This window comes from Fluviicoccus sp., assembly GCF_030646115.1.
In the GTDB taxonomy this organism is placed as follows: domain Bacteria; phylum Pseudomonadota; class Gammaproteobacteria; order Pseudomonadales; family Moraxellaceae; genus Fluviicoccus.
This window is the reverse complement of sequence record NZ_JAUSMX010000015.1, coordinates 291883-316307: the sequence shown is the minus strand read 5'-3', so window position 1 is coordinate 316307 and position 24425 is coordinate 291883. Positions and strand designations below refer to the sequence as shown.

At 56.0% G+C, this 24425-nt stretch carries 18 protein-coding genes; 11 read left to right on the top strand and 7 right to left on the bottom strand.

The genetic code is table 11. The features are described 5' to 3' along the window. Positions 1–706: 706 nt before the first annotated feature. Positions 707–1813: a hypothetical protein gene (locus Q7T36_RS11855; protein ID WP_304848528.1), complete on the top strand. Its 1107-nt coding sequence runs from the start codon at positions 707–709 to the stop codon at positions 1811–1813. A 223-nt stretch (positions 1814–2036) separates the two neighbouring features. Next, complete coding sequence (locus tag Q7T36_RS11850; RefSeq protein WP_304848525.1) at positions 2037–3116, top strand: AraC family transcriptional regulator; 1080 nt, start codon at positions 2037–2039, stop codon at positions 3114–3116. Between the two features lie 81 nt (positions 3117–3197). On the opposite strand, the gene Q7T36_RS11845 is transcribed toward Q7T36_RS11850, so the two are convergent. The 6 genes from Q7T36_RS11845 to Q7T36_RS11820 form a co-directional block, all read right to left on the bottom strand. Next, positions 3198–4505: a GDSL-type esterase/lipase family protein gene (locus tag Q7T36_RS11845; RefSeq protein WP_304848522.1), complete on the bottom strand. Its 1308-nt coding sequence runs from the start codon at positions 4503–4505 to the stop codon at positions 3198–3200. Positions 4506–4623: 118 nt separating this feature from the next. Further along, complete coding sequence (locus tag Q7T36_RS11840; protein WP_304848520.1) at positions 4624–5841, bottom strand: hypothetical protein; 1218 nt, start codon at positions 5839–5841, stop codon at positions 4624–4626. A 72-nt stretch (positions 5842–5913) separates the two neighbouring features. After that, positions 5914–7509 (bottom strand): sulfatase, encoded by a 1596-nt coding sequence (locus tag Q7T36_RS11835; protein ID WP_304848518.1) that lies wholly within the window; start codon positions 7507–7509, stop codon positions 5914–5916. A 39-nt stretch (positions 7510–7548) separates the two neighbouring features. Further along, complete coding sequence (locus tag Q7T36_RS11830; RefSeq protein WP_304848515.1) at positions 7549–9069, bottom strand: hypothetical protein; 1521 nt, start codon at positions 9067–9069, stop codon at positions 7549–7551. Between the two features lie 97 nt (positions 9070–9166). Then, a complete protein-coding gene (locus Q7T36_RS11825; RefSeq protein WP_304848512.1) occupies positions 9167–9949 on the bottom strand; it encodes a lipase secretion chaperone in 783 nt (260 codons plus the stop codon). Positions 9950–10028: 79 nt separating this feature from the next. Then, complete coding sequence (locus Q7T36_RS11820) at positions 10029–11354, bottom strand: PHB depolymerase family esterase (protein ID WP_304848509.1); 1326 nt, start codon at positions 11352–11354, stop codon at positions 10029–10031. A gap of 290 nt (positions 11355–11644) precedes the next feature. On the opposite strand from Q7T36_RS11820, the gene Q7T36_RS11815 reads away from it, so the two are divergent. Both Q7T36_RS11815 and Q7T36_RS11810 read left to right on the top strand, forming a co-directional pair. Further along, positions 11645–12712 (top strand): AraC family transcriptional regulator, encoded by a 1068-nt coding sequence (locus Q7T36_RS11815; protein WP_304848506.1) that lies wholly within the window; start codon positions 11645–11647, stop codon positions 12710–12712. Positions 12713–13090: 378 nt separating this feature from the next. Then, the gene (locus tag Q7T36_RS11810) at positions 13091–13819 is read left to right on the top strand and encodes a hypothetical protein (RefSeq protein ID WP_304848503.1); all 729 of its coding nucleotides are present in this window, start codon (positions 13091–13093) and stop codon (positions 13817–13819) included. 380 nt (positions 13820–14199) lie between these two features. Here Q7T36_RS11810 and Q7T36_RS11805 read toward each other — a convergent pair whose 3' ends face one another. Next, positions 14200–15216, bottom strand: coding sequence for an AraC family transcriptional regulator (locus tag Q7T36_RS11805; RefSeq protein WP_304848500.1), 1017 nt, complete (start codon positions 15214–15216; stop codon positions 14200–14202). A 164-nt stretch (positions 15217–15380) separates the two neighbouring features. Between Q7T36_RS11805 and Q7T36_RS11800 the strand changes: the two genes are divergently transcribed. The 7 genes from Q7T36_RS11800 to Q7T36_RS11770 all read left to right on the top strand — a co-directional run bounded on the left by Q7T36_RS11800 (position 15381) and on the right by Q7T36_RS11770 (position 24393). Continuing rightward, positions 15381–16832 (top strand): flavin monoamine oxidase family protein, encoded by a 1452-nt coding sequence (locus Q7T36_RS11800; protein WP_304848497.1) that lies wholly within the window; start codon positions 15381–15383, stop codon positions 16830–16832. Further along, a complete protein-coding gene (locus tag Q7T36_RS11795; RefSeq protein WP_304848494.1) occupies positions 16829–18286 on the top strand; it encodes an amidase in 1458 nt (485 codons plus the stop codon). The genes Q7T36_RS11800 and Q7T36_RS11795 overlap by 4 nt, the downstream gene beginning before the upstream one ends. A 55-nt stretch (positions 18287–18341) precedes the next feature. Then, positions 18342–20600 (top strand): alpha-glucosidase, encoded by a 2259-nt coding sequence (locus tag Q7T36_RS11790; RefSeq protein WP_304848491.1) that lies wholly within the window; start codon positions 18342–18344, stop codon positions 20598–20600. Positions 20601–20687: 87 nt separating this feature from the next. Further along, positions 20688–21479, top strand: coding sequence for an SDR family oxidoreductase (locus Q7T36_RS11785; protein ID WP_304848488.1), 792 nt, complete (start codon positions 20688–20690; stop codon positions 21477–21479). A gap of 43 nt (positions 21480–21522) precedes the next feature. After that, positions 21523–22056 carry a hypothetical protein gene (locus tag Q7T36_RS11780; RefSeq protein ID WP_304848486.1) on the top strand — a complete coding sequence of 178 codons (534 nt, stop codon included), beginning with the start codon at positions 21523–21525 and terminating at the stop codon, positions 22054–22056. A 406-nt stretch (positions 22057–22462) separates the two neighbouring features. Continuing rightward, positions 22463–23743: a hypothetical protein gene (locus Q7T36_RS11775; RefSeq protein WP_304848484.1), complete on the top strand. Its 1281-nt coding sequence runs from the start codon at positions 22463–22465 to the stop codon at positions 23741–23743. Beyond that, entirely contained in the window at positions 23740–24393 is a 654-nt protein-coding gene (locus tag Q7T36_RS11770; RefSeq protein ID WP_304848481.1) for an L-2-amino-thiazoline-4-carboxylic acid hydrolase, read from the top strand. The genes Q7T36_RS11775 and Q7T36_RS11770 overlap by 4 nt, the downstream gene beginning before the upstream one ends. The last annotated feature ends 32 nt before the right edge of the window (positions 24394–24425 follow it).

Here is a 24425-nt window from a genome sequence, read left to right as displayed (position 1 = left end):
ATAGCCGTGGAAAGCTCGTTTTTGAGGCTATATCGGGTGGTATAGGCGAAAAAAGCGTGTACGAAATGAGCTTCCAGCGGATTTTTGCTTTCAGAGAATGCAGGCGGTGGAAATTCAGGGATTTTTCACCACCCTGTTAAGTCTAGTTAAACTGAATGGCCGCATCCCCGCTACGCTCCCATCCATTCGGCGGGGACAGGTTGTGTTCTTTGGCCTGCATTCCCGGAGCGCCGGAAAGTACGGCGGTCTCCCGGGCTTTAATCGTCTCGTTGGATACAGGATGGCCTCTATTCATCCGAGAGGCCCGTATGCATTGCCATGTTGGCCCATTTTCAAGTCGTGTTTTTTTGCAGATGTATTAATATGAGTCCGGATAATCAGTGATTTTCGTTACCTGCACATTATAAAATCATTCCGATGAAAGGCTAATCTTGTACCCTGAAAACGTCATTCCCGGCCTGATTTGAATCGGTAGTTCGTTGGATACTCATATGTTTGTCGTGGGTAGTTTCCCGTCTGCGCGGGAATGTTGCCGAGTATTAAATGGTCTGTATCCTCCCGCTGGATACACTAGGTCACCATAATCAATAAAGCGAAAACATATTTGCGCTGAATAAAAAATTACAGCAAGTGTGATTGCATGGATTGGCCCATAAACATGGGTGAATGGCCCGCTGGAATCTAACAAATAACATCAGAAATATCTATGATGATTCTGGTTTGTGTTGGCGATTTCAGGGACTCTATGTTCAACTATAAAAAAAACCTGCTGGCGGCATGCTGTTTTCTGGCAGCTGATGCTTATTCATTGGAATTGATGGATGATGAATCGCTTTCTGTGGAAACCGGGCAATCATTGTTCAATTCAAACACCGTCACCAATGGCAGTATGACATTTTTTCGCCTTATGGTTGATGCAGAGCTTCAACTGAATATGAATATCAACAAGGTGGCGCTTGGGTGTGATGGTCCAAATGGCACAGGGGTGTGCGACATTGATATTGACCGCTTGCGGCTTGCAGGCACATCCGCATCCAGCGCAAGTGATTCCGGACCAGGCACCGATTTTATGATGCGTAGGCCATTTTTGGAGTTTGCCATTAAAAACAACAATGTTGCTGCGACTCGACAAGTCAGCGGTATACGCTTTGGCGCTCTTGAATCCTTGGGCAGCATGTCATTTGGAGAAAACCCCGGTAACAACGCGGCTGACGATTTCGGATTGAACCGGTTTTCAGGAGATATGAACGTTACCCTCCTGAACACCACCATGAGCAATGTCAAGGCTTGTCTCGGAGTTTTGGTATTCGGCGTGTGCGGAGGAATCAACTTGTCCGGATCGGCGAATGTCGCCTCACACAATCAGTCCTTCACATTAAGCCGGGCTACGAAGATTAATGACATAGGGCCGATGTCGGCTTTTTCAAACAATATTTTCCCCTTCGGGCTGCCGACAACGTTGAGCAACACCCACTTGCTGGATCAGAGTCTTGACACTCTGCATCAAATTATTGTTGAAGATCCATCCAGCGGAGGGCAGCCAACTAAAGATTTTTACATTGGCCTTCAAAAAGAGTCTGTAAATTGGCAAAAAATCTCGACCGGCAGTTTTGCAGGCGTTGCCGCCCAGCAAGGCTGGTGGCTCTCCGTTCCAAAAGTGGTTATAGAGGATATAACCTCAAACCAACTTATCCAATTGGGTACTTTTGCTGCGGCAGTGGGGATTATCGGGTTCGCTGTTAATATTAATGGCCCTCTTGAGCTTGGGCAACGACCGGTTGACAACTGCTGGGGAACTCTTACATTTTGCTAGCGCTCTTTTGATTAGTGTGCTTGTTGTTGATTCTTAACCTATTTTCTCGGTTTCGCATTAACTGTCTGATCAGGCTTCGCTGAGGTTGCGGTGATATATATTTAAGGAGGGCTTCAACTCAACAAACGGTCAACAAATCATGGTTTTAATTTGATTCATCATTGATTTTGATGCTTGTCTGGAATATTTATTTTAACCGGGATTCAGTGCTATTATTTTAATCATGAAGAACAATAATGTGAATGTTATGGGCAATGCCTCTATAGCCAACCGTAATTCAACCGGCAGTCGCACCGTCCCCGTGGAGTTCTGCCGCATCGTTCTGCACTGGGCTGCTGAAAAAGGGCTCAATATGTCCGACTTCTGGGCGGGCCTCGATATTTCTCCTGAAGTTCTGGATGTGGAAGACACCTGGATTCCGGTTACCACTCACCAAAAATTGGTTGATCGTGCTGTCGCTCTCACCGGGTCAGTGGACGGATTGGGTTATGAACTGGGTATGCGCGTAGGACTGACGACGCATTTGCCGACCGGTTATGCGTTGCTCAGCCAACCAACCCTGCGTGAAGTGATCAAGTTTGGTGTGAAGTACAGTAAGTTGATTGTCCCGGTCTATCAGGGTTGCTTAACCGAGGGGCCGGAACATGCCTCTGTCAGCATTACCCTGAATTTCACCCCCGAACCCGCCTTGCAGTGCTATTACCATGACATGGCGCTGACGGCTGTTTGGAAAGCCCTGCGCAATTTGCTGGGTGAAGTATGGCCTGGAGTGGCGCTGTGGTTTGACTATCCGGAGCCTTCATATTTTGCTGAGTTCCGCGAACTATTGCCCAGCTGCCGTTTCAACATGGAAAGCAACCAGCTGATCTTTCCGGTGCAGCAATTGGACCGGAAAATCTCTACCGGTGACCCGGTGATGGCCGAGCTGATGGCCAGAAAATTCCAGGAAAAACACTTGGGCGGGCAGTTGCCGAAACAGATCGTCGAGCGTGTTCGGTGCGAACTGGTGAGTAATGGCAACGGATATCCCGACCTCGAGGTTGTTAGCCGCAGACTTTGCATGTCCGTCCGGACACTTAAACGCCATCTGCAGCAGGCCGGGACCAGCTTCCAGCAACTACTGGATGAAGCGCGTCTCGCCGACGCCACTCGCCTGTTGTCATCATCTCCCACCATGAGTATTGAGGATATGGCTGCCTGGTTCGGTTACAGCACAACCAGCAACTTTACTCAGGCATTCCGCCGCTGGACCGGCTTATCCCCAAGCAAGTTTCGCCAGCATCTCCAGAAAACAGACTCTTAGTTTTCACCGTTCAGAAAAAAATGCATCCCCATCCAGAAAGCGACTCAGAAAAGGGCGGCTTGAAGGTCAATTTACCAGTCTTTAATGACGGCAAGCCGACCTCTGAAAACGGTTCAAATCTACGGCGTCTGCCAGGCGGGCATACCCAGCGCCATTGAAATGTATGCCGTCACCGGCATCATAGCGAAGGTCAATCACCTCCGGATTTGAGGGGCTCCGCACGGCGGCATCAAAATCGACTATGGTGTCGGCCGGGCTTTTGTTACGTATCCACCAGTTCACATCCTGGCGCAGCTTGCGGGCAAGTGGCCCGCTGTAAAAGGGGTTGAAGGCGCTGCCAGACGGCGTCAGGGTTCCCTGCATGACTTTCAGTCCGCGCATCTGCATGTTTCTGATCAGCGTCTGGTAGGCGTTGATGATCTTGTTGTAACGATTCCAGTAATCAAAGAGCTTGAAGTAATCCTGGCCGATGTCGTTAATGCCCTCCAGCAAAATGACATCGGAAACACCGGATACTTGCAGCACATCGGCATGAAGGCGATTGAGAGCCGACACCCCGAATTGCGGAAAGGGACTGTCTTTTGCCACCTGATTGCCGCTGATTCCTGCATTGACAACAAAGAAGGGGAGCCCGGCATCATCAATGCGCCGCTTCAGGAAATCCGGATAGCGCTGATTGGCGCCGATGCCGGACTGATAGCCGTCGGTGATGGAGTCGCCGAGCGTCACCACCGAAGCGGTATGCGCCGGAGCCAGCACCTCCATGCCCGCCAGCAAGTGGCGGCGGCTGGTTTTGAACAAATAGGCGCTGCCCTGGATGTCAGCGCTGTGATCTCCGGCGCGCGGCAGGGTGACATAAGAGTATTCCAGACCCACCATATGCCCGGTAGGCAAGAAATTTGCCGCCGTGTCGCCTGTGGCAATACTGACCGACAGTTTATCCAGGCTGTTAAAGCGGAATGAGACCGGATCACTGTAGATTTCCTGTCCGGCCGGGACGGTGACTGCGGATTGTCCGTTGTTGAAGCGAACGGTGGTCAGCGTGGCCGGATCGATGGCGGCTCCGACTGTTTGCAGGGCCAGGTTCGCGCTTCTGATAATCAGCGGAGATTGGCTGAATCGGTTGGAAAACTTCAGGCGAAGAGTGGCGCCGCCGCCCAGCGGGCTGAACACTTGCCGGTAGCTCTGGTTCGGACCCATGGGGAAATTGATGCGGATGTCCGGCGACAAGGCGATCAGGGAGGCGTCTGCCGGTGCGGATTGCCACAAGGAGACCCAGCGGGGGCTGGTGCAATCGAGCGCCCAGGCGGATTGGCAGAGGAGGGCGCCGCCTGCCGCCAGCCGAAGGAGTTGCCGCGAAATGGTTTGAACTGCCTGCGTTATATTCATTTTTGGCCTCATGCGAATAAGACGATGTCGTGTATTGGCGCCTTAAAAATGCCACCGGGTACGGCTTTGGTCTCCCGGTAATTCCCGAAGCCGGTACCCGGATGGAAGCGGTCAGAAATCACATCGCCTGGCAGTCGCGGCCTTTAAGGGCATAATTCAGACGTGAGCAGCGCTTGATGGTCGGGTAATACTCTTTCATCACGTGATTGGCGGATGTCCACTTGTTGTCCGCAGGAACATTCATAGCCGACTGTGAGAAGCTCGCATCCGGAACCATGTTGCGCAACGCCACCACATGTTCTTGAAGTGGCAACAGGCTGGAGAAGGGCAGCCAGTTGTGGTTATGCAGCACGGGCTTGATGTGGCTGACGACAACCGTGTAGTAGCCTTTGTTGTCCAGTTTCAGCTCGCTGTCGGTTAAACAGCCGTTATTAACGACAGGATAGGGCCTCATCAGAAGGTTGTTGCAGAGGGATACATAGCGCACCTGTTTGCCGGATGGCCATGTGCTGGGTGTGTCGCCCGGGGTATATGCAGGTAATTTGCCGCGAATGACCATCACCGTGCCTGGCTCCGGCTTGATCATGCTGATGAGGTAGGCGCTGTCACTGTTTGGAAAAGCGCCGCTTATCAAGTCTGCACCCGGCCTGAAAAAGTGAGTGTCGAAGCAGGTCGGATTACAGTTCTTGATGTTGGGCATATTGACGATGAGATCTTTCAAACCGCCCTCTTTGGCCGGGGGCATCAGGAGGACATTGCCAGAGGCTTCGGCCGGGCTCCGGACAACATTAAGCGTGTATTTTCCGCCTGCCAGCGCGGGTTGCTGCCACGGGTTCTGATAACCACGATCCGGATCAATCAGAAAGTCGGGTATTGATGACTTAACTCCGTTCATCTCGAAAGAGCTGCCCGTGGCATCGTAGCTGTTAAAAGAAAAATAGCGGCTATTGGGGAAAGTGCCGTTAATGACAACTTTCTTAACCGTTGCATCCGGAATAAAGTCGGTGATCCAGTAGGAGGCGGCAGTATCCGGCAGGGCTATGTTCGGGTTTAAAAGCCGCCCACCATTGAGAGCAATCGACCAGGCACAGTCCGGCTGCTTTTCACGAATGACATTAATCCACTCGTTCAGCACCCCTTTGGGAGCCGGGCAGGGGGAGATTGTCTTGCTGCTGCCGTCGCTGTACTCAAAGGTCATGTCTGGCAGTTTGACTTTGCTGATGTCATCGCCTGCGGGCAGATAGACGCGCATGGCGAGAAAACCCAGAGGTTTGGCGAAGGTTGCCGGGCTGGCCAGCAAAGCGAGCAAGGCCAGGGATAAGGTTCGGATTTTCATGGGAGGTCATCCTGTTGGAGTAAGTAAGAACTACGGGGTGCATGCCGTGATGACCCCGGTTTCCGTGTCATGTCACCAGCTTCGGCAACTGGCGCCCTGGCAATGGTTCAATTCCGTCATGCGCTGTTTCAGCCTCTCGATCAACGGCTTCTTCAGCATCCAGTTCAGCGGGTTGGCCAGCAGGTTGTGCAGTTCGTAGGGATCATTCTTCAGGTCGTAAAGCTCCCACTGAGTGCCGATGGCGGCGTCCCACTTGATCAGCTTGTAGTTCTCCTCGCGAATGGCAAGGTACGAGGGAATGTCCATCCCGGAAAAGGTCCAGACCGCAGGCGGTATCTCCGCGCCGACACCGTTCAGGAAGCCCTTGCTGGCATACTGGATGGTAAAGTCCTTGCGCCAGGTGGAAGGACTGGTGGTTTTCAGCAATGGGACCAAGGATGCGCCATCGCGATCCGGCGAGGGAACGCCGGCCAGTGATGCCGGCTGGGTGATCCCGGCCCACTCCAGCACCGTGGGCGCGAAGTCGGGCATCAGCACCGTCTGGCTTTTCGTGATGCCGGCAGGAATACCGGGGCCGCGCACGGTCCAGGGAATGCGGATGGACTCCTCATACGGCGCCATCTTGTGGATCAGGCGGTGCGAGCCCAGGTTGTAACCGTTGTCCGACAGGAAAATGATGTAGGTGTTGTCCAGTTGGCCCGTCGTTTCCAGTTTTTTTACCACCGCCTCAACCAAATCGTCCAAGGCATACAGCGAGCCCTGACGCAGGCGGTAATCGATGGGAGACCACACGGCGCTTTCAACCAGGCGCTGGGGGCCGCTGGTTCGCAGCCATAACGGTTTGTCCGAGAGGTCAAGCTCATGGGTGTTCGGGCGTTGCGGCAGGTGGGCCAGCGAGTAAGGGTTGATCAGATGGCGGCGCGCCGGTGGCAGTGGCAGGTGCGGCGCCGTTGCGGAAACGTAGAGGAAGAAGGGCTCCTTGGCGGCGGAAGCCCGGTCGATAAAGGCCAGGCTCTTACTACGGACGTAATCCGTCGAATAATCCTCTTCACGCCATCCCCGGTGCACGATGGTGCCGTTTTCGTTGACGTTATAGCCATATCCTTTGTATTCGTTGACAAAGTTGTCCACAAAGACAAACCAGTCCGTCCAGCCGGGCGCAATAGCGGTCGGCGTTTCGGCAATGCCGTTGAGGTACTTGCCGACAATGGCTGTTCGGTAACCGGCATTTTTCAGCCAAGGCGCCAGACTGTGCGCCTCGCAGCCGTTGTTGACGAAAGCGGTCCGCCCGCCTTGATCCCCGCCATTGGTCAGCACGCCGGTGTTGTGGCCGAACCGGCCCGTCAGCATGGAGGAGCGCGACGGACAGCAGATCGGGTTGGGGGCAAATGCATTGCTGAAGTTGACTCCCTTGTCCCGGATCAAGGCTCGGGTCTTTTTCAACGGGTCGTCCTTGCCGGCGCGGGTGGCGCGCTCCCAGTATTCGCTGGTGGTGGCGTCCAGGTCATCGGCCATGATCAGCACGATGTTAGGTTTGTCGGCGGCGATCACCTGACCGGTTGCGCCTAACCCCAACAGGGACAGGAGGGCCAGGGACAACGCACCGCGAATTGTCGGGCGCTGCGAAATACGGTTGACACGGACGGTGTCGGCAATTTTCTGAAGCATGTTGCTGTCTCCTTGCGGATTGTTGTTATGGAGGCCTTCCTAGCGGCGGGGCAGATAGACCACACCATCAATCGAACCGTAGATGATGCCGCCGTCGGCAGCGATTTGGGTCGCAGCATAGAAGCTGTTGAAGCGCGGCAGCAGGCCTACGTATTTGCGGAAGCGCGATTGGCCGTTATCCCAGTCCAGTCCCTCAATGGTCCATTGCCGGTCACGGGCGCCGACACAATAGAACATGCCGGCGGTGCTGCTGGCGGTGGGAATGGCGTTGGGGCAGCTGACATCGTTGTTCACCCAGGCGCTGGACAGTTTGCGTGTTTGCGGGTTCCACTCAAACTTTTGCACGCCCCACGGCTGGAACAGTGGCAGGCCGCTGAAAAAAGCGGAAATCCCGGTCGTGATATTGTCGATCAGCGGATTACCGGTTCCACTGGGCAGAAAGTTGAGGTTTCGGTAGTCATTGCTGACCACGACCGCACCGTAACCGTTGACCACCACCGACTGTTCGGAATAGGTGGACTTGCGGTTGGGGTTGCCGAAATTCACCGGTATCTCGGCAGCAATACGGATATCTTTTCCCGGCGCAATGGGATTCTTCCAGTCAGCCGGAATGGCATCCTTCCAGAACAGCACCAGGTTGTTAACCTTGGCTCCGTCGGTGATGACGATGAATTGCTGCGAGCCTTCACCCATCACCGTGGGGGTGGAGCCGGAGCCGGCCCCCAAACCGCCGTTCACGGTATCACCGTTTCCAAAGTTGTAATCCGCTGTCCATGCACCCGACGCCGGGTTTTGTGTCACGGCGGCGCCGGTCCATTGCACACGATGCATTTTCTTCGACGTAACGACATAAATGCCGCCGGAGGCATCAGTGGAAATGGAGTTGGAGACTTGCTCCTGGTCTTCTTCCTTGATGTTGTTCTTGTTCAGATCCAGGCTGCTGACCGTGGTGAAGGCGCGGTCAACGACGCCCACGATGCCGTATTTGGTGGCAAATACTAATTTGCCGTCCCAGGTCAGGTTCAGGCCGACGACGGAGTCATCAGCTTTGAGGTTGACTTTCGAAGACAGGCTCAGCTCGCGCAGCAGCATGATCGGCGAAGCAGGGTTGCCTCGCACCTTGTCGGTATAAGCCAGGATGCGCGTGCCCTTGACCGTGTAGAAGATGTTCTCCAGGTCGACCAGGGTATAGGCCCCGTTAGTCGGGTTCTTGATAGAAATCGGCGAACCCGGCTTGGACATGTCGGCCAGCTTGACCAGCTTGCCGTTGCGTGTCGCCAGCTTGTAGACATTGCTGCTGTTGGAGCCCCAGTAAACATAACTGCCGTCCGGATAGCGCGGGGAGATGGCCTGTGTCACGTTGGTAAAGCCGGTGAAGACAAAGCTGGGCGCACCCAGTTGTACAGCGCTGGTCGGCCCGGGCACAGACGAGGTATCCGAGGCCTGGCTGTCGTGATGGGATATGGGCCAAGGAGAGTCGGCCAGGAACGGGTTTTTGGCGTCAAGGGCGTGGGTGGCGCCGGTCAATAGCATCAGGCAGGCCAAGGCGGGTTGTTTCATGCTGGAGTTTCCTCTTTTGTTATCGGTTGGATCAGTCAGCCACAAGTTTCCGGGACTTTTGCAGGATGTCCCCCGGTCTGTCAGGAGCACGCTGCATTCAGCGGCTCTCATCGTTTTTCAGAATCTCCTGGTATTCCGCTTTCAGGCCTTCTATCTGGGCAGGACTTAATTCAGCGGGGGACTCTCCGGCATTGGCCGTCTGTTTCGCCATGAGCGCCAGCAGTTGGCGCTCAACCCCGAATAGTCCGGCGGCCCTCTCCGGCCCGAAAGCCTCACTTTGCAGACGCTGCCGCAGCAAGTAGTCGTTCTCGTTTGCATCAGAGGGCTTGTAGCCGCGTGCATTACGCACTTCGTCAATGGCGGCAACAGCATCCTGGTATTTCAGATAATCCACGATCAGGGCGGAAAATTCAGACGCCGCCTGCTGCCCTAGGCGCAATGCCACGGCTTGTTCAATACGGTGTCGGCCGGCCAGTACGTCCTCCCGGGGCAGCGCCATGACCATATCCTCGACAATGGTGCGGGTGCGATTGTTATGTATCAGGTGCCCGTCCGCTTCAGGTAGATCGTTCAGCCTGTAAATCCGGGCAACCTCATCGGCAGAGAGGGTGGCCGGCTGCTGAATATTCCGGTAGTGCATGCCAGACAAAGCGGCACCGCTGTCCGGAGCTCCGGCCTGGTTTTCCGGTGCAGTGTTCAAGAATTCCGAGGTGTCGGCGGCATGGCCCGGCATCATTACGCTTTGAACAGCCGGCTGGGCTGCCGCAGCGTTTGGATGCAAGGCCTGAACGGGAATATGCCAATCGTTTGCCGCCAGGAAGCCAATGCCATACAGACCCAATGCAATCATGGGCGCCAGTACTAAGAGACGTTTGTTCACGGGGACTGCTCCTGTGAATCAGCTTGCGCCTGCCCCGGATGAGAATGGCGGGCGCAGGCGTCGGAGGAGTGGCGGCCGGTCAACCGCGCGACCAGACGGGGACGCCGTTGCGAACGATCTGCAACTGGCCAAGGTCGTTGATTTGCATTCGCGACTCCCCATTTCCAGCGCTGTTGCTGGACCATACCGCCCGGGGGCTGAAATAGACCGGGAAGATGCCCTTCCAACCCCAGTAGCCATCGTTCCACAGCACCAGATTGCCATCCTGCTGCAACACCAGTTTGTCGGCCCCCGAACCTCCGGTGCCGGAGCTCCAGATCATGCTGTTCGTATTGGCGTTCTTCAGCACCACATTGCTGTCACCCTGAACATCCAAGCGGAACCGGCCGTCATCGGTTGTCAGGAACTGATTGCGTCCCAGCTCTTGACCGGACCAGAGACGATCTGACTTGTGCCCCGGCTTCCGGTATTTCGACAAAAAATTCCAGGCATCACTGATGACATCCACCCCCCCGTTCACATCGGGATACCAAGGGCGGTGCTGGCCTTTGGGGAAGGTCAAAAGGTTGACGGAAACGCCCTGCCGGCAAATGGAGTGACTTTCGGTATAGGAGCCCACGCCCGTGGGATGAGGGATTTTGGGTGACACGGAATCTGTGCATGCATTTCTGGCCGCCCAGGTTTCCAGACCGGCATGCGCGCTGGAGAACCAGTTGGTCGAAACCGGGATCCACTGATTACCGTAATACGGGACGACATTGTCATTCGTTGCATGCATCGCAAGCACCGGAACGGCACGACTCTGAGTCCACCATTCAGGAATCCGCCATGTCCAATTATCGACAACCGGAAAACTGACCGGAACGATAGCCGCATATTTATCCGATTCCTGAAGCGCCAGACGATGCACCATGGCGCCGCCATTGGAATGCCCCAGCAAATAAATACGGGTATCATCAATAGAGGTTGCGCCATTCACTTTGTCACGAAGACGGCTGATGGCCTCACGGGTGTAACCGACATCATCCACATGCAGTGCATTAGCTGGGAAGCAGCACGGACCGGCATTCCAGGATTTCCCGGCGCCAAAGAGCTGTTGGCTGGATTCCATCCACATAACGACAAAGCCGTTTTTTTCCGCCAGTGCAGGCAGGTCTCTCGCGTCGCCGACGGTAGACCATAACCTCTCAGAGTTGGCATAAATGCCATGGTAAACCACAAGTAAAGGCGCATTGGGCTTAACGTTGTCGGGGACGTAGTAGTCATAGCTGCGCCCATACATTCCGTGCCAGAAGTTGTCCGTTTTCTTTACGGCTGCGTGACTGTGCATTGGCATAAGTGCTGACGTCATGGCCAGCGTCAGGAGCAGGGATGGGCCCTTGAAATCGAGCATTCTTTTAAGCATGTGTCCTCCTGTCGTCATGACTGCCCCCTCAAGCAGTGTGGGCGTATTGACGCGCATGCTACTGCGCGGCAAATCCCTTAGACACAGCAAAACGAGACAGGGCGCATAGCAAATTGGACAGGGGGCAAGTACAGATTTTTTGTGCGTTGTGTCACAATGCTTGCGCCAAGTCTGAGTATGGCCGCTTTCTATGAATGGCCGCGCTTGGCGGCATGAGGCAGAGCGGCCTATTACCCGCTCGGATGACAAAACAAGAAAGTGAGCACCTTAAGATGGGCCACAATGCCGATATGACAAACCCCGATTCCCCCAGGCGTACCTTTATTGCCCTGGAGCACGTGCTGCGCTTTCTCTCGTACGGCAAGAATCTGGGGGGGCCGGTGGACAGCATGCTGGAGTTCTATAACATTGATCTGCGCCGGGACACCCCGAGGCCAGGTTATGTTCCCGGCCATATCTGGGAAATGATCATCGTCATTGGTATTCAATGGTGCAAGCACATGGGCGACCCCCTGTCAGGCATGGCGGCAGCCGTCAGTCTGGGTAACAGCTTTCTGGGGCTGTGGGGGTTCATTGCGGAAAAATCCGATACCTTGGGCAAGGCAATCGAAGTCGCCTCGGCCTACAAGAAATTGCATGCGGATACGCTGGATGTTTTCTTGCGTCACCATCCGGGCTTTCTGGATATCATTATCAGACCGACGTTCAAGAGCCCGGAGGCTTACGCCAATGCGGCGGACTTTTATCTTATTCAACTCGACAAGTTTGTGAAGCAGTGCACCGGTGAGGCGCGGGGAGTTATTGAATGCGTTCATTTCCAGCACGCTGCGCCCGAGGAACCGGAGCTGCTGGCGCGCTATGAGGCAGTCTTCAAATGCCCTATCCATTTTGGTGCGGCTGAAAACCTCCTGCGTATTCCTGCCGTTGCGCTGAACCTGTCATTGGTGACGGCCGATGCGGCGCTGCAAACCGCGCTTGAACCCCGAGCTCGCCAGCAACTTGCCGCCTTTGAATTCATAGATGAAGACATCGACGCCATGGCGCGGCGTCACCTGCGCACGCTCATTGCCGGTGGCCGTGCGTCAAAAGAAGCGCTGGCGGAAAAAATGGACATGAGCCCGCGCTCGCTGCACAGAAAGCTGCAGTCTGCCGGCACTTCCTTCCGCGCCTTGAGCCATGAGGTGCGCCTGGAGCTGGCCCGGCAATACCTGACTCAGCCGGAACTGTCTTTGGCGTTCATCGCCAACCATCTGGGTTTCCAGGATACACCGTCATTGAGTCGCTGGTTTGCGGATCAGACGGGTGAGTCGCCCAGTGTCTATCGCAACCGGCATGCAAGCCAGACGGAGCTTAAGTAAGTCCGTTTCCGGAATCTCCATGGACTCGTCGAAACCTGTTCCACCAGAATCCGCCTTTGATTCTGTTGCCCGCTCTGAGAGGAGAGCAGGCGCTCACCCTCATTTCCTGTGCTGTCTGTTGGCCAGGTTGCCCCGGGGCAAAATGTACGGGCAGCGGTTGTGCGTCTCGGGGTAGGAGCCGACCCCGGGAGGTTTGTAACTTTCGTATAAACAGCATCCATCCTGTCCGTCTCCGGTTTTATACCGCCAGTCTGAGTGGCCTAAATGAAATAAATGATTGGCCTGATTTCATGATTTGCTGGTTTTCATCAGTGTAATAATTTGAATGGCTGCAATGGGCACGGACTTAAAACAATATTATTAGCCTTGAGGTTTGTTATGCGTATTCTGAAGCTGCCGGTTCTTGTACTGTTGTTCATGGCTTCTACAGGCGTCATGGCGCTGGATTCTGATGAAATGGACGAGCTTCAGGCACCGAAGTTGAATGAGTGGCGGCTGACCAAAAACGATAAAATTCATAAAATCAAGACGTATTACCGGCTCGAAGCTGGTCGGCCCTATCGCTCCTTCAAGGTAGAGGCGGAGTTGGATGGTCAGCCTGAAGCGCTGGCCCGAGTTTTCCTTGATTTCGATAACTACACGAAATGGTTCTGGCAGACGCGTGAGTCAAAACTGGTTAAGCAGGTGTCTGCCACGGAATACATTGTTTACATGATCCATCGTGCGCCTTTCGGGCTTCCGGATCGTGATACGGTGCTGCGCGCTGTTTATGAGCCCCAGACCAAGTCCAAAGAGTATGCGATTTTGAGAGCCACGTCAGATCCGGATTTTCTCCCCTTATACCCGCCTATGGTGCGGATGCCGGGCGAGGAGATCAATATCCGTTTTCATCCCTTGCCGGGTGACAGGGTTGGTATGGTTGCGGAAGGTTATTTCAATCCGGGTGGGGGCGTTCCTGCCTGGTCGGCAAATGTCCTTCAGCGGAGTATTCCATACAGTATTGTGCTGGGGCTTCAAAGAATGATTTCGCAGGATAAATACACCAAGGCACAGACCCCTTTGCCGTTTCCCATCTTTCGTTACAGCGATTATGCCAAAGACAGCTGATGTGGACGTGAAATCCTGATGGAGTAACAAGACAAAGCGCCATGCCCCGCAAAATGACGATCAAGACACGAAGCTTGCTGCAACTGATGCTTGGCAGCGTATTCGCATTCGTTGCAGGGCTCGTTTGGGGCACAGTGTTCGCATTCCCTTACCCCGACGCCAGCGCCGAAGAGTTTCAGCTCATCCGGGTTCACGAAAAAATATCTGTGCTCCTCATCCTCTACGGACTCTCCGGTTGCCTGGTTTCCGTAACCACTCTGCTTTGGCGGTGGCTGAGTAAAAGGACAAAGGGTCAGGGATAAGCTGCATTTGCCAGATCAAATGCATTCCGGAGTGGAGTCGAGGCGGGGCAGTCCGTTTACTCCAGAAAGATGGTGGGATCACCCGCCTTGCTGGGTCTTGGGCTGCTGGAGCTTGCGGCGGAAGTCTCCCGGTGTCAGACCGGTCCACCGCTTGAAGGCGCGCTGAAAAGCGCTCTGCTCGGAAAAGCCCAGCAGGAAAGCTGCGTCAACAACGGTCAGCGTTGAATCGGAGAGATACCGCTTGGCGAGCTCCTGACGAACCTCGTCAATCAGACCGCTAAAACTGCTGCCATTGGCCTGCAATTCCCTCTGCAATGTTCTTGTGCCAATGGCCAGCCGGCTCGCCACTCCGGCCAGATCCACAGGCCCTTCGCTGAGGCTGCTGGCAATCACGCTGCGCGCACAGGAAAGCACGTCATCGCCGCGCGGTAGCGCTAAAAGTTGCTTTTCAGCCAGTCGAAGCATCGCAGAGCGCATGGTCATGTCGGGCCGGATCAACGGCATACGCAGCCATGCCAGAGGGATCGCCAATTGGTAGCAGGGTTGGTCGAAGCGAAGCTCACAGCTGAACATGCGGCCATATCCCTCCAGCGTCGAGGGTGCAGGGTAGTTAAAGTCGATTCGCGTCGGCGAACCCTCATATCCGGTGACCCAGCGCATGAAGCTGATGCAGGCCGCCAGGTTGAACTCGGCAAGCTGGCGCATGGGCCAGTCCTCGTCCGGGGGGCAGGACAAAACGATACTGTCTCCTTCTGCCAGGATGCTGAAGCCGCCCTTCAGCTCGATGACCAGGGCTTGATAGCGCAGCAGATAATCAAGTGTTTCTCCAAGCGTTGCACAATTCATCAGGACATAACCAAGCACCCCGTAGTGACCGGGGCGAATGCTCTCGCCGGCATGCAGTCCCAGCGTCTCATCGCCCATCAGTATTGCCGCCCGCTCGAACAATTGCGCGGCAAAAGCTTCAGAACAACGGGCCTCGCCATCCTCCAGATTCAGCGGTGCACCGCTCAGCAGCAAATCATCGGCCAACCCACGGCTGCGCGTGTAGTCGAAAAGCGCCTGCAGATAGGCCATCGAGACGGTATTGGGCATGGCGCGTTCAGTCATAGGAAAAGGCTTGCGTTGTCAATCTTTGAGCCTCGGAGTTTGCCGAAAATGCGGCCAACAAGAAACCCTGAAAACATCCAATGGATGTAATGGGTATTTCCCGCAAAGCACACCAGCAGGCGGGCACGAGTGTAACCGGAGTGACAGGCATGAGCATGAGTAATGACACCGCAGCGAAGGACGGCCAAAAATCCGCTCGCCTTGCGCCGCGTAAGGTTGATGTTGTGATTGTGGGTGGTGGAATCTCCGGCCTGACGACCGCTCGCAGACTGTCGCAGGCGGGCATCTCTGTCGCCGTGCTTGAGGCCGATGACCGTGTTGGCGGCCGCACCCTTAGCTACGAATATGCGCCGGGTAAAATTGCTGAGCTCGGGGGAACATGGGTCGGTTCAACGCAAGATCGCATTCTGGCGCTGGCCAAGGAGCTGGGGATCAACCTGTTTCCCCAGTTCAACGAAGGCAAGACGGTATATTGCTATAAGGGAAAGCGATCCACCTACAGTGACACGGGCTGGACTGGCGCTGCGCCGCCGGATCTGCTGCTGCTGCCGGATCTTGCCATTGTCACCACGCTGATCAATCAAATGGCCTCCAGGCTCCCGCCGGGTGAGCCATGGAATGCGCCCGAGGCGGAGGAATGGGATCGTCAAACGCTGGAGACCTGGCTGCGCCGCCATACGCTGAGCACGCGCGCCCTCAAATTTGCATCGGCGGCTTTCGAGACCATCCTGGGTACAGAAGGGCGGGATATCTCGCTGCTCTCCGCCTTGCACCACATCAATGGCGCCGGTAACGCACAGAATCCGGGCACCTTCGATCGTGTTATTGAAACTCGTGGCGGCGCACAGGAGTTCCGTATTGTCGAGGGGGCGCAACAGTTCTCGATACGCATGGCGGCAGCGCTGGGCGAATCTGTGGTCACCTCCAGCCCGGTACGGCTTATCCGGCAGTCCGAAGACGGCGTGCATATTGAGTCGGATCGGGTGGATGTTGAGGCGCTGCATGTGGTTGTCGCCCTGCCGCCGTCGATGGCGGCGCGTATCACCTATGAACCCGGGTTGCCGGCCGCACGGGATCAACTGATGCAGCGCTATGCGCTTGGGTGGCTCATTAAGTGCGAAGCGGTCTATGACAAACCATTCTGGCGTGAACAGGGCTTGAGCGGCGGAGCGTTGAGTGATGTCGGTCCGGCGAAGCTCGCCTATGACGTTTCGCCGCCCGACGGCAGTCCCGGCGTGCTGCTTGGCTTTGTCGGCGGTGATGAGGCACGGCGGTGGGGATCCCGGTCTCATGAGGATTTGCGAGTTGCCGTGATTGAAAACTTTGTAAGCTTCTTTGGGCCTAAGGCGCGTGAAGTGCGGGATTTCTACATCCACGACTGGGCGAGTGAGGTTTGGAACCGGGGCGGGCCTATTGCTTTCGGCGGCCCGGGAACGTTGACCGGTTATGGTCCGGCGCTGCGTGATTCCGTGGGCCGCATTCATTGGAGCGGCACGGAAACCGCAGACTTCTGGCATGGATTCATGGATGGCGCTGTACGTGCGGGTGAGCGCGTTGCCATCGACATCCGTGCGCAACTCAAGAGGTCTTCGCAAAAATGAATGACTTTCTGACGGCTTCGGCCACGACACTGGCGGCCAGAATCCGCAATCGCGAATGCACCTCTGAACAAGTGGTGACTGCCCACATCGAGCGTATCCGGCAGGTAAATCCCATTATCAACGCGGTGGTGCAGCAGCGCTTTGAGGCGGCGCTTTACGAGGCCCGGGAGGCGGATGCGCGCGTACTGCAGAATCCCGAAGGGCTTCCGCCATTGCATGGCGTTCCATGTACGATTAAAGAAAATTTTGCCTTCGAGGGATTCCCCCAGGTTTCCGGGGTTGTGGCGCGGCGCCACGCGATTGCAGACAGCTTTGCGCCGACTGTAAAGCGGCTGCGGGATGCGGGTGCGATTGTACTCGGCTTTAGCAATACGCCCGAAATGTGCATGTGGATAGAAACATACAACCAAGTCTATGGCCGCACTTCCAATCCCTACAATCACCGTCATATTGCTGGTGGTTCCAGCGGAGGCGAGGGTGCCATTATTGGCGCCGGAGGTTCACCATTCGGCCTGGGGGCTGATGTGGCCGGGTCTATTCGTTTCCCGGCATTTTTCAATGGCGTGTTCGGCCACAAGCCGTCGCCAGGAATTGTACCCAATACCGGGCAGATCCCGATGCCGGTCGGCGCCATGAATCAGCATTGTACGACCGGACCCATTGCACGCCGAGCCGAAGATCTTTGGCCGCTGCTGAAAATCCTGGCTGGCTCGGATGGCACGGATGCCGGTTATGAGGCTCACGAATTGCGCGGCGACCCGAGCGCCGTCCGCCTTGCTGATCTCCGCATCCTGTCGATTACCCAAATAGGGCGTAAGCGCGTCTCGGCTGAACTGCAAGCTGCGCAGTTGGCAGCGGCAACCTGGCTGGGCTCACAAAGCCAGGGGCTAAGCACTCCCCACTTGCCAGAGTTGCGCTATGGTTTCGAAATCTGGTCCGCCATGATGAAAAAGGCAGAGCCGCAAGATTTTGCAGAGCAACTCGGCCTGGGCCGTCGCATTCCGGTTGCCAAAGAGTTGATTAAATGGTGCGGGGGACAGTCTCCGCACACCCTGCCTGCATTGGTTCTTGCAGCCCTTGAACGCGTGCCAATCCCCTATGCGCGTTTCGTCAAGTTGGGAGAAGAATTGCGGGAAAAGCTGATTGCGCAAATAGGCGTGAACGGTGTTCTTTTACTCCCAACGTTCACGAGTACGGCTCCGCGGCATCACTTCCCTTTGTTGCGACCTTTTGACGCAGTTTACTGCTGTACCTTCAATGCGCTTGGATTTCCAGTGACACAGGTGCCAATGGGCCTTGATAGCAAGGGCTTGCCACTTGGTTTGCAGATTATTGGTATTCCTGGCAACGATGCGGTGACTATTGCTGTCGCGCAAGCTCTGGAACGGCAGTTTGGCGGCTGGGTGCCTCCTCGTCCGTCTGAATTCAGTAAGTCGTTTTCGCGGTTCATTTGATGTTCCTGCCGGGAGCTCCCCGGCTGGCCGGTTGACTCAACTTTGAGGAATAATCATGAAGCCACAGTATCTGGGCTGGGTGATCACACTGGCTATGTGTGGTCACGAGGCGCTCGCAGCTAATACCATCCTGCGTTCGCCGAGTGCAACGACAGGTGCAGTGGGCGGGTTTAATGTGTTCTGGACGGGCAGCAGGCTGCAAGTGAAGTCCGGGGCGCGCATTGTCTGGGAAAGCAATGCCGGTGAGAGCTTTGTTCGGGCTGGTACGCATGCCATGCGTGCCCCAGAGGGTCGAGGGTCTTTCATCGTCTCCGAGAATATCCGGAGCCAGTGCGCCGATCAGACTATAACCTCCTTCACCCAAAGCGCCACTGACGTGGTCGTCAAAGGACGGCTGACCGGCAGCGCCCTTTGCGCAACCGGATATACCCTTAGCTTTCGCCAACCCTTGGCCGGGCATCTTCAGTTCACCCTGAGCTTCGACAATGCCGCTGTCAATTACAGTGAGCTTGCTTATGCCTCGGTGGCGGGCGAACGCTTTCATGGCTTTGGTGAGCAGTTTTCCCTGCTGAATTTGAAGGGACATGCCGTGCCTGTTCTGACTCAGGAAGGCGGGATAGGGCGGGGGCATCCGATCATCAGTCCTGCGGTGAGCCTGCTTTCGCCAGGTTCGGCCGGCGGGCCGATGACAACCTATTATGCAGTACCACAATACATTACCAGCACCGCCAAGTCCTTGTTCCTGGAAGATACTGAGTATTCAGTCTTTGATTTGACGGATAGCAACCAAGTGCGGGTGCGCTTGTTCAGCGGACGCATGACCGGCCGCATCCTGGCGGGTAACTCCATGCTGGATCTGATCACCCGCTTTACCGAATACAGCGGTCGTATGCGTGCGTTGCCGGAATGGTTCAATCAGGGCGCCATTGTCGGGTTGCAGGGAGGCACGGCCAAAGTGACGGCGGTGCTGGACGAACTGAAACGCCGGGGAACACCGGTAGCCGGAGTTTGGCTGCAGGACTGGGTGGGCAAGCGCACCACCATTGCCGGTTCGCAGTTGTGGTGGAACTGGGAACTGGATCATAACTGGTATCCGAACTGGAATGCCCTGGCAGACCGGGTAGAAGCAGATAACGGCCACATGCTGTGCTATATCAATCCACTCCTGGTGGATGCTTCGGCCAAGGGTAATGTGCGCCGCAATCTTTATTCGGAGGCGGTGGCCAGCGGTTATCTGGTGAAACACACAGACGGCAGCATCTACAAGATTAAAGGGACTGATTTTGATGCCGGATTGGTGGATTTAACCAACCCATCAGCGACGATATGGTTTAAAAACATCATCAAGACTCAGTTAATGGGCGAGGGGCGTTGCCGGGGCTGGATGCATGATTTTGCCGAAGCCCTGCCGCTGGATGCCGCGCTTTGGTCTGGCGTGAGTGCCGGGCGCTACCACAACCAGTACCCGGTAGACTTTGCGCGTATTGCCCGGGAGGCCATTAACGAAGCCGGGTTGGGAAAAGAAGCAGTGTTCTTCAACCGCGCCGGTGCGGCGCGCACCCCGGCCTATTCCACCTTGGTTTGGCAAGGTGACCAGATGGTTACCTGGGATCAGTATGACGGTTTCAAGACGGCGATCCTGGCAACCATGACGGGCGGTTTCTCGGGCATTGCGCTCAACCACAGTGACATTGGCGGTTACACCAATGCTTCATTGGGCGGCATTGGCTATAACCGTGAGCAGGAGTTGCTGCAGCGCTGGATGGAGTTTGCCGCGTTCACCTCCGCCTATCGCACCCATGAAGGCCTGAAGCCGGAAGATAATGCCCAGTTCTACGACAATGCGACCACGTATGGCCATTTTGACAAGTTCGCCAAGGTCTACAAGGCGCTGGCCTTTTACCGGACCCAGTTGTTTGCGGATGTGGCCGCCAAGGGCTGGCCGCTGGTGCGGCACCCGGTGCTGCACTACCCGAATGAGGCGGAACTGGCGACCCTGACGGATGAGTTCCTGCTGGGCAGCGAAATCCTGATGGCTCCGGTCGTCAACAAGAATGACTACAACTATGGCTGGAAGAAGGTGTATTTCCCGAACAAGGCCGGTACAACCTGGGTGCATGCCTTTACCGGATACACGTATGGCAAGAACAGCAATGCCCCGGAAGCGCCGCTGTGGCTGCGCATTGCCAACCCCGCCTCAGGTAGCTGGCAATGGGTGTACGCCCCCCTCGGCACCCCGGCGGCGTTCTACAAGCAAGGTTCGACCGTGGGTGCGCAATTTGAAACAAATCTGCGGAATCTGGGCGTCAAGTAAAGGATGCCGCATTTCGGCGAATGCCTGCGGTTTAGATCAGGGATCAGCAGGTTAATAGGCTAGTTTAAAGAGCAATGGAGTGAAACCATGAACCCCCTCGCGTTGGTCACCGGCGCCTCCGATGGCATCGGTCTGGAATTTTGCCGCCTGCTGGCGGCGCGCGGCTATGACCTGATCCTGGTGGCCCGCCGCCAGTCGTTGCTGGAGGACATCGCCACGCAGTTGACACTCCGTCATGCCATCCGCTGCCATGTCATCCCCTGCGACCTGTCGCTGCCGCAAGCGGCGGAAACCGTCTTCGGCGAGGTCAGGCAACGCGGCCTGAGCGTCGATCTGCTCATCAACAACGCGGGCCTGCTGTTTAACGGATTCTTCCACGAACTGCCGCTGCGGCAACAGGAAAGCCTGCTGGCCGTCAACGTGGTGGCGCTGACGTCCCTGTGCCATCTCTTTGTCAACGACATGGCGGAGCGCGGTGGCGGGCAAATCCTCAATCTGGCGTCGCTGGCAGCCTGGACACCGATTCCCAACCAGAATGTCTATGCCGCGAGCAAGGCCTATGTTCTGGCCTTTTCGCTGGCGCTGGCGGATGAAATGAAGGCGGCAGGGAGCGGTGTGCATGTCTGCGCGCTCTGTCCGGGCTATACCCGCACCGCGATGCTGGATAACCCGGCGCAGGGCGGCAAGCTGGCGCTGCCGGGATTCCTGCTGCATTCCGCTGAAGACGTGGCCCGCGAGGGGCTGGATGCCTGTCTCGCGGGGCGGACGGTCTGCATGCCGGGCGCGGCCAACCGCCTGGGGGCGGTTGCCACCCGGCTGTTGCCGCGCTTGTGGCAGGCTAAGGTGATGGGGCGGGGATATCGCTTGCTGCAGGGCTGAATGCCTGGGTATCTGCGGGGGTTGTTGGGACCGGGACGGCTGCATGGGAAATAAGATGCCGGCCGCAACCAACCCCAACGGTATTTCCAGAAATTACCTCACCAATTTCTCTATTCCTGAGCAAACGGCTCCCATGATGAGTCGAATTGACATCATGGGGACTCGTGTTAAAACTCAAGCGTGGAACATGGTCTTCATGCCCTATTCCACGGGTGATGTTCATACCGGCAATATCATAGTCCCTTATGACAAATCAGGTGCAACCACCCGTGTTCAATATCACAAAGGCGTCATTAATGCCCAAGTGGTGGCTGCCTTATTGAGTGACAGTATCACCGACCCCGCCGCCCTCAAGGAGAGCATGGCGCGGCAAGAGGAGATACTCAAAAACGCGGTGGTGATTGACTCCGCAAGGCAGGAGGCTGAACAGGCGGCGATGTCTGCATACAAGGAAAAGGAAAAAATCATTATGGCACGGTGGCAGGGTTTGGCACCCGGGCAGCATCAACAGGAAGACTTGGAAAAGCAAATTCAGGAAGCGCGTGAGGCCAGTTTCCCTCACCAAGACAATCGCTGAAATGTGGCGCGTGAGTGGCCGGATGCCTGTCGGACTGTGCAGACAGTCTGCATGCCAGGCGAGGCGGTTGGAGGTGCTTGCGGGCCTTCGCTTGGCTGCACAATCGGATAAGCCGCATGTCCTGTTTGGTTATGGCGACTGACGGCTCCGCACCGCTATGCTAGCCGCTCAAACCGGTCCGGGCCGTGAAGCGGCATCTTCCTTTCCAAGGTGTGTCGAATCCAACCCTGCCGGCCCGGGGGTTTGGAGTCACTGTCGTGGCCTTTGCGGCGGCTCTGTCGTCATCATTGCCGAAAGAGCCGCCGCCTTTTTCCACTAGGGACTGTTGCATCAGGCGCCTGAAGCTGCGGCATTTCCCTGACAACAACACAATTTCTCCATCCGGACCAAGTGTGGAACTGACATCATGAAACTGGCCAAGTTGTTGACACCCGCCTTATTGCTGTTGACCCCGTTGGGGGTCCGCGCGGATTTGACCACCAGTCCCGATTCTTACTATGCAAGGGAATGGCAATCCGCCGCCGCGTCGCATTTTCCTATTTGGCAAGGCTTTGACCATACCTGGAAGCGCGAAATCCTTGGGGTGCCGATTAATCATAGGGTCTCCCTGTTGCGGTCTTTTATCGAGAGTGATGGTTATTCCTCCATCGCCAGGATGGGGCAAAAAACCGGCGTGGATGGAAACTTCATGAAGCCGGCCTTGTTTTACAGCACGATACGGGGAAGCAGTGGCATTTCTCGCTGGACGACTATGGCTCAAATAAAGTGGACGGACACGATCGATCAGAGTGCCAATCCCGCCGCGCAGAGTCGTATGCGGGTTAAGGTGGACCTGCCACCGGATCTGAGCATCGACCCATCACGAACCTTGGTGGTCGGTTTGCAGGGGATCGATGTTGCCACAAAGTGCGAACCCAACAAGCAGCCGCCCGGCCAGCCGTGTAATTCGGATGGTGCGTGGCCCATCAACTTCAGGATCAGCATTGCGGAATGCGATGCCAGAGGTTTCCAGCAAAACAACCGCGGCCCCAGTTGCTTTTTGAATGTGGATTATGACCGCGCCTGGACACCCGGAAAGGGTGGCATCGAGCTTGGCGATTCTGGTATCGGTGTAACGAAACCGCTGAACCACCGGCTTGATTATGACATCAAGGTCAATCTGGCGGTCTATTCGGGCGCCTCATGGTCCATCTCCGCAACCGGTGAGCAGCTGAATACCACCCGGCGACGCCTGTATGACGCCATTCCCGGGCAACTGTTCCCCATTGCAGACGTAATTGGGGACGCCGGTAAGTCAGCGACAGTCATCACCGGGCTGTCGTTCAAGTTGCAGAACCTGCCGAAAGTTTCAAACTGGTGGGATCTTGTTGTGTATGACACCGAGCATGTTGGCAGGTACATCACATCGTTGGCATTCCATGCGGGGAATCCTTCGGGGGGTAATCAGCTTATCTCACGGGCGGGCATCTGGTCGCCTCCCAATGTCGTGAATTCCAACGTGGACGCATCGCTCACCACCCGGGTGGTCACGTTCAAGAATGCGTTGAGTGTCACCCCTGGAGTCGCCAGGGGGAGCCTGTGCATCAACAGCTCGCCGGCCGCCCCCTGGTTTTCATATTGGAAGAAGTGCTACGAAGGCGGGCCTCTGGGTCGACATCAGGATATTGATTCCGTGAGCATCCCTTGAACAGACAAGAACTCTCCGCAAGGCTGGCGCTGCTGGCCTTTGATCTGACAACCGGTCATCCCCTCGCCATGCAGCTGCTGGCCAGGGAACTGGGCTGGCGGTCGGCGCTGGGCGTGGCGCTGTACTGTCAGCGGGAGCTGCTGCTCCGCAATCCCTTTGACGAGCTGAACCGGCTGTCCCCTCCCAATCTCAAGCAGTCTCTCAGTCAGCGGCAAATGGCGCCCATAATTGTTCTGGACCGGGTGCTGGGGAAGCGGGGTTTCGATCGGGAACAACGGTACCATATCGTTCGCGAAGTGACGCTGGGCGTGGCGCTGGCCGTTCTCGGCAAGTCCATTCCCAGGCTGGACCGCGAACGCTTTTCTAGAAGCAGCCCCTTGAAGAAAGCCAGGTTTTTTGAGCGACTGACCCGCCGGTTTTACAATACCGTCGGTAAGCTGGAGGTCAGGGAAAACGGATTTTCACTTACCGTTACCCGCTGCTACTTCAATGATTACGCCGAAGGGCTCAATGTCAGCCACTTGATGCCGATTCTGTGTGAGTCCGATGTTCTGTTCTCAAACAGCCGAAAGTCCGATGTGGTTTTTTTCAGGTCCAGAACCCTGGCGCAAGACAGGCAACCCTGCAATTTTCAGATCACGATCAAGTGATGGTGGAGATTGGTCTATGCCGGTCTTGCGGG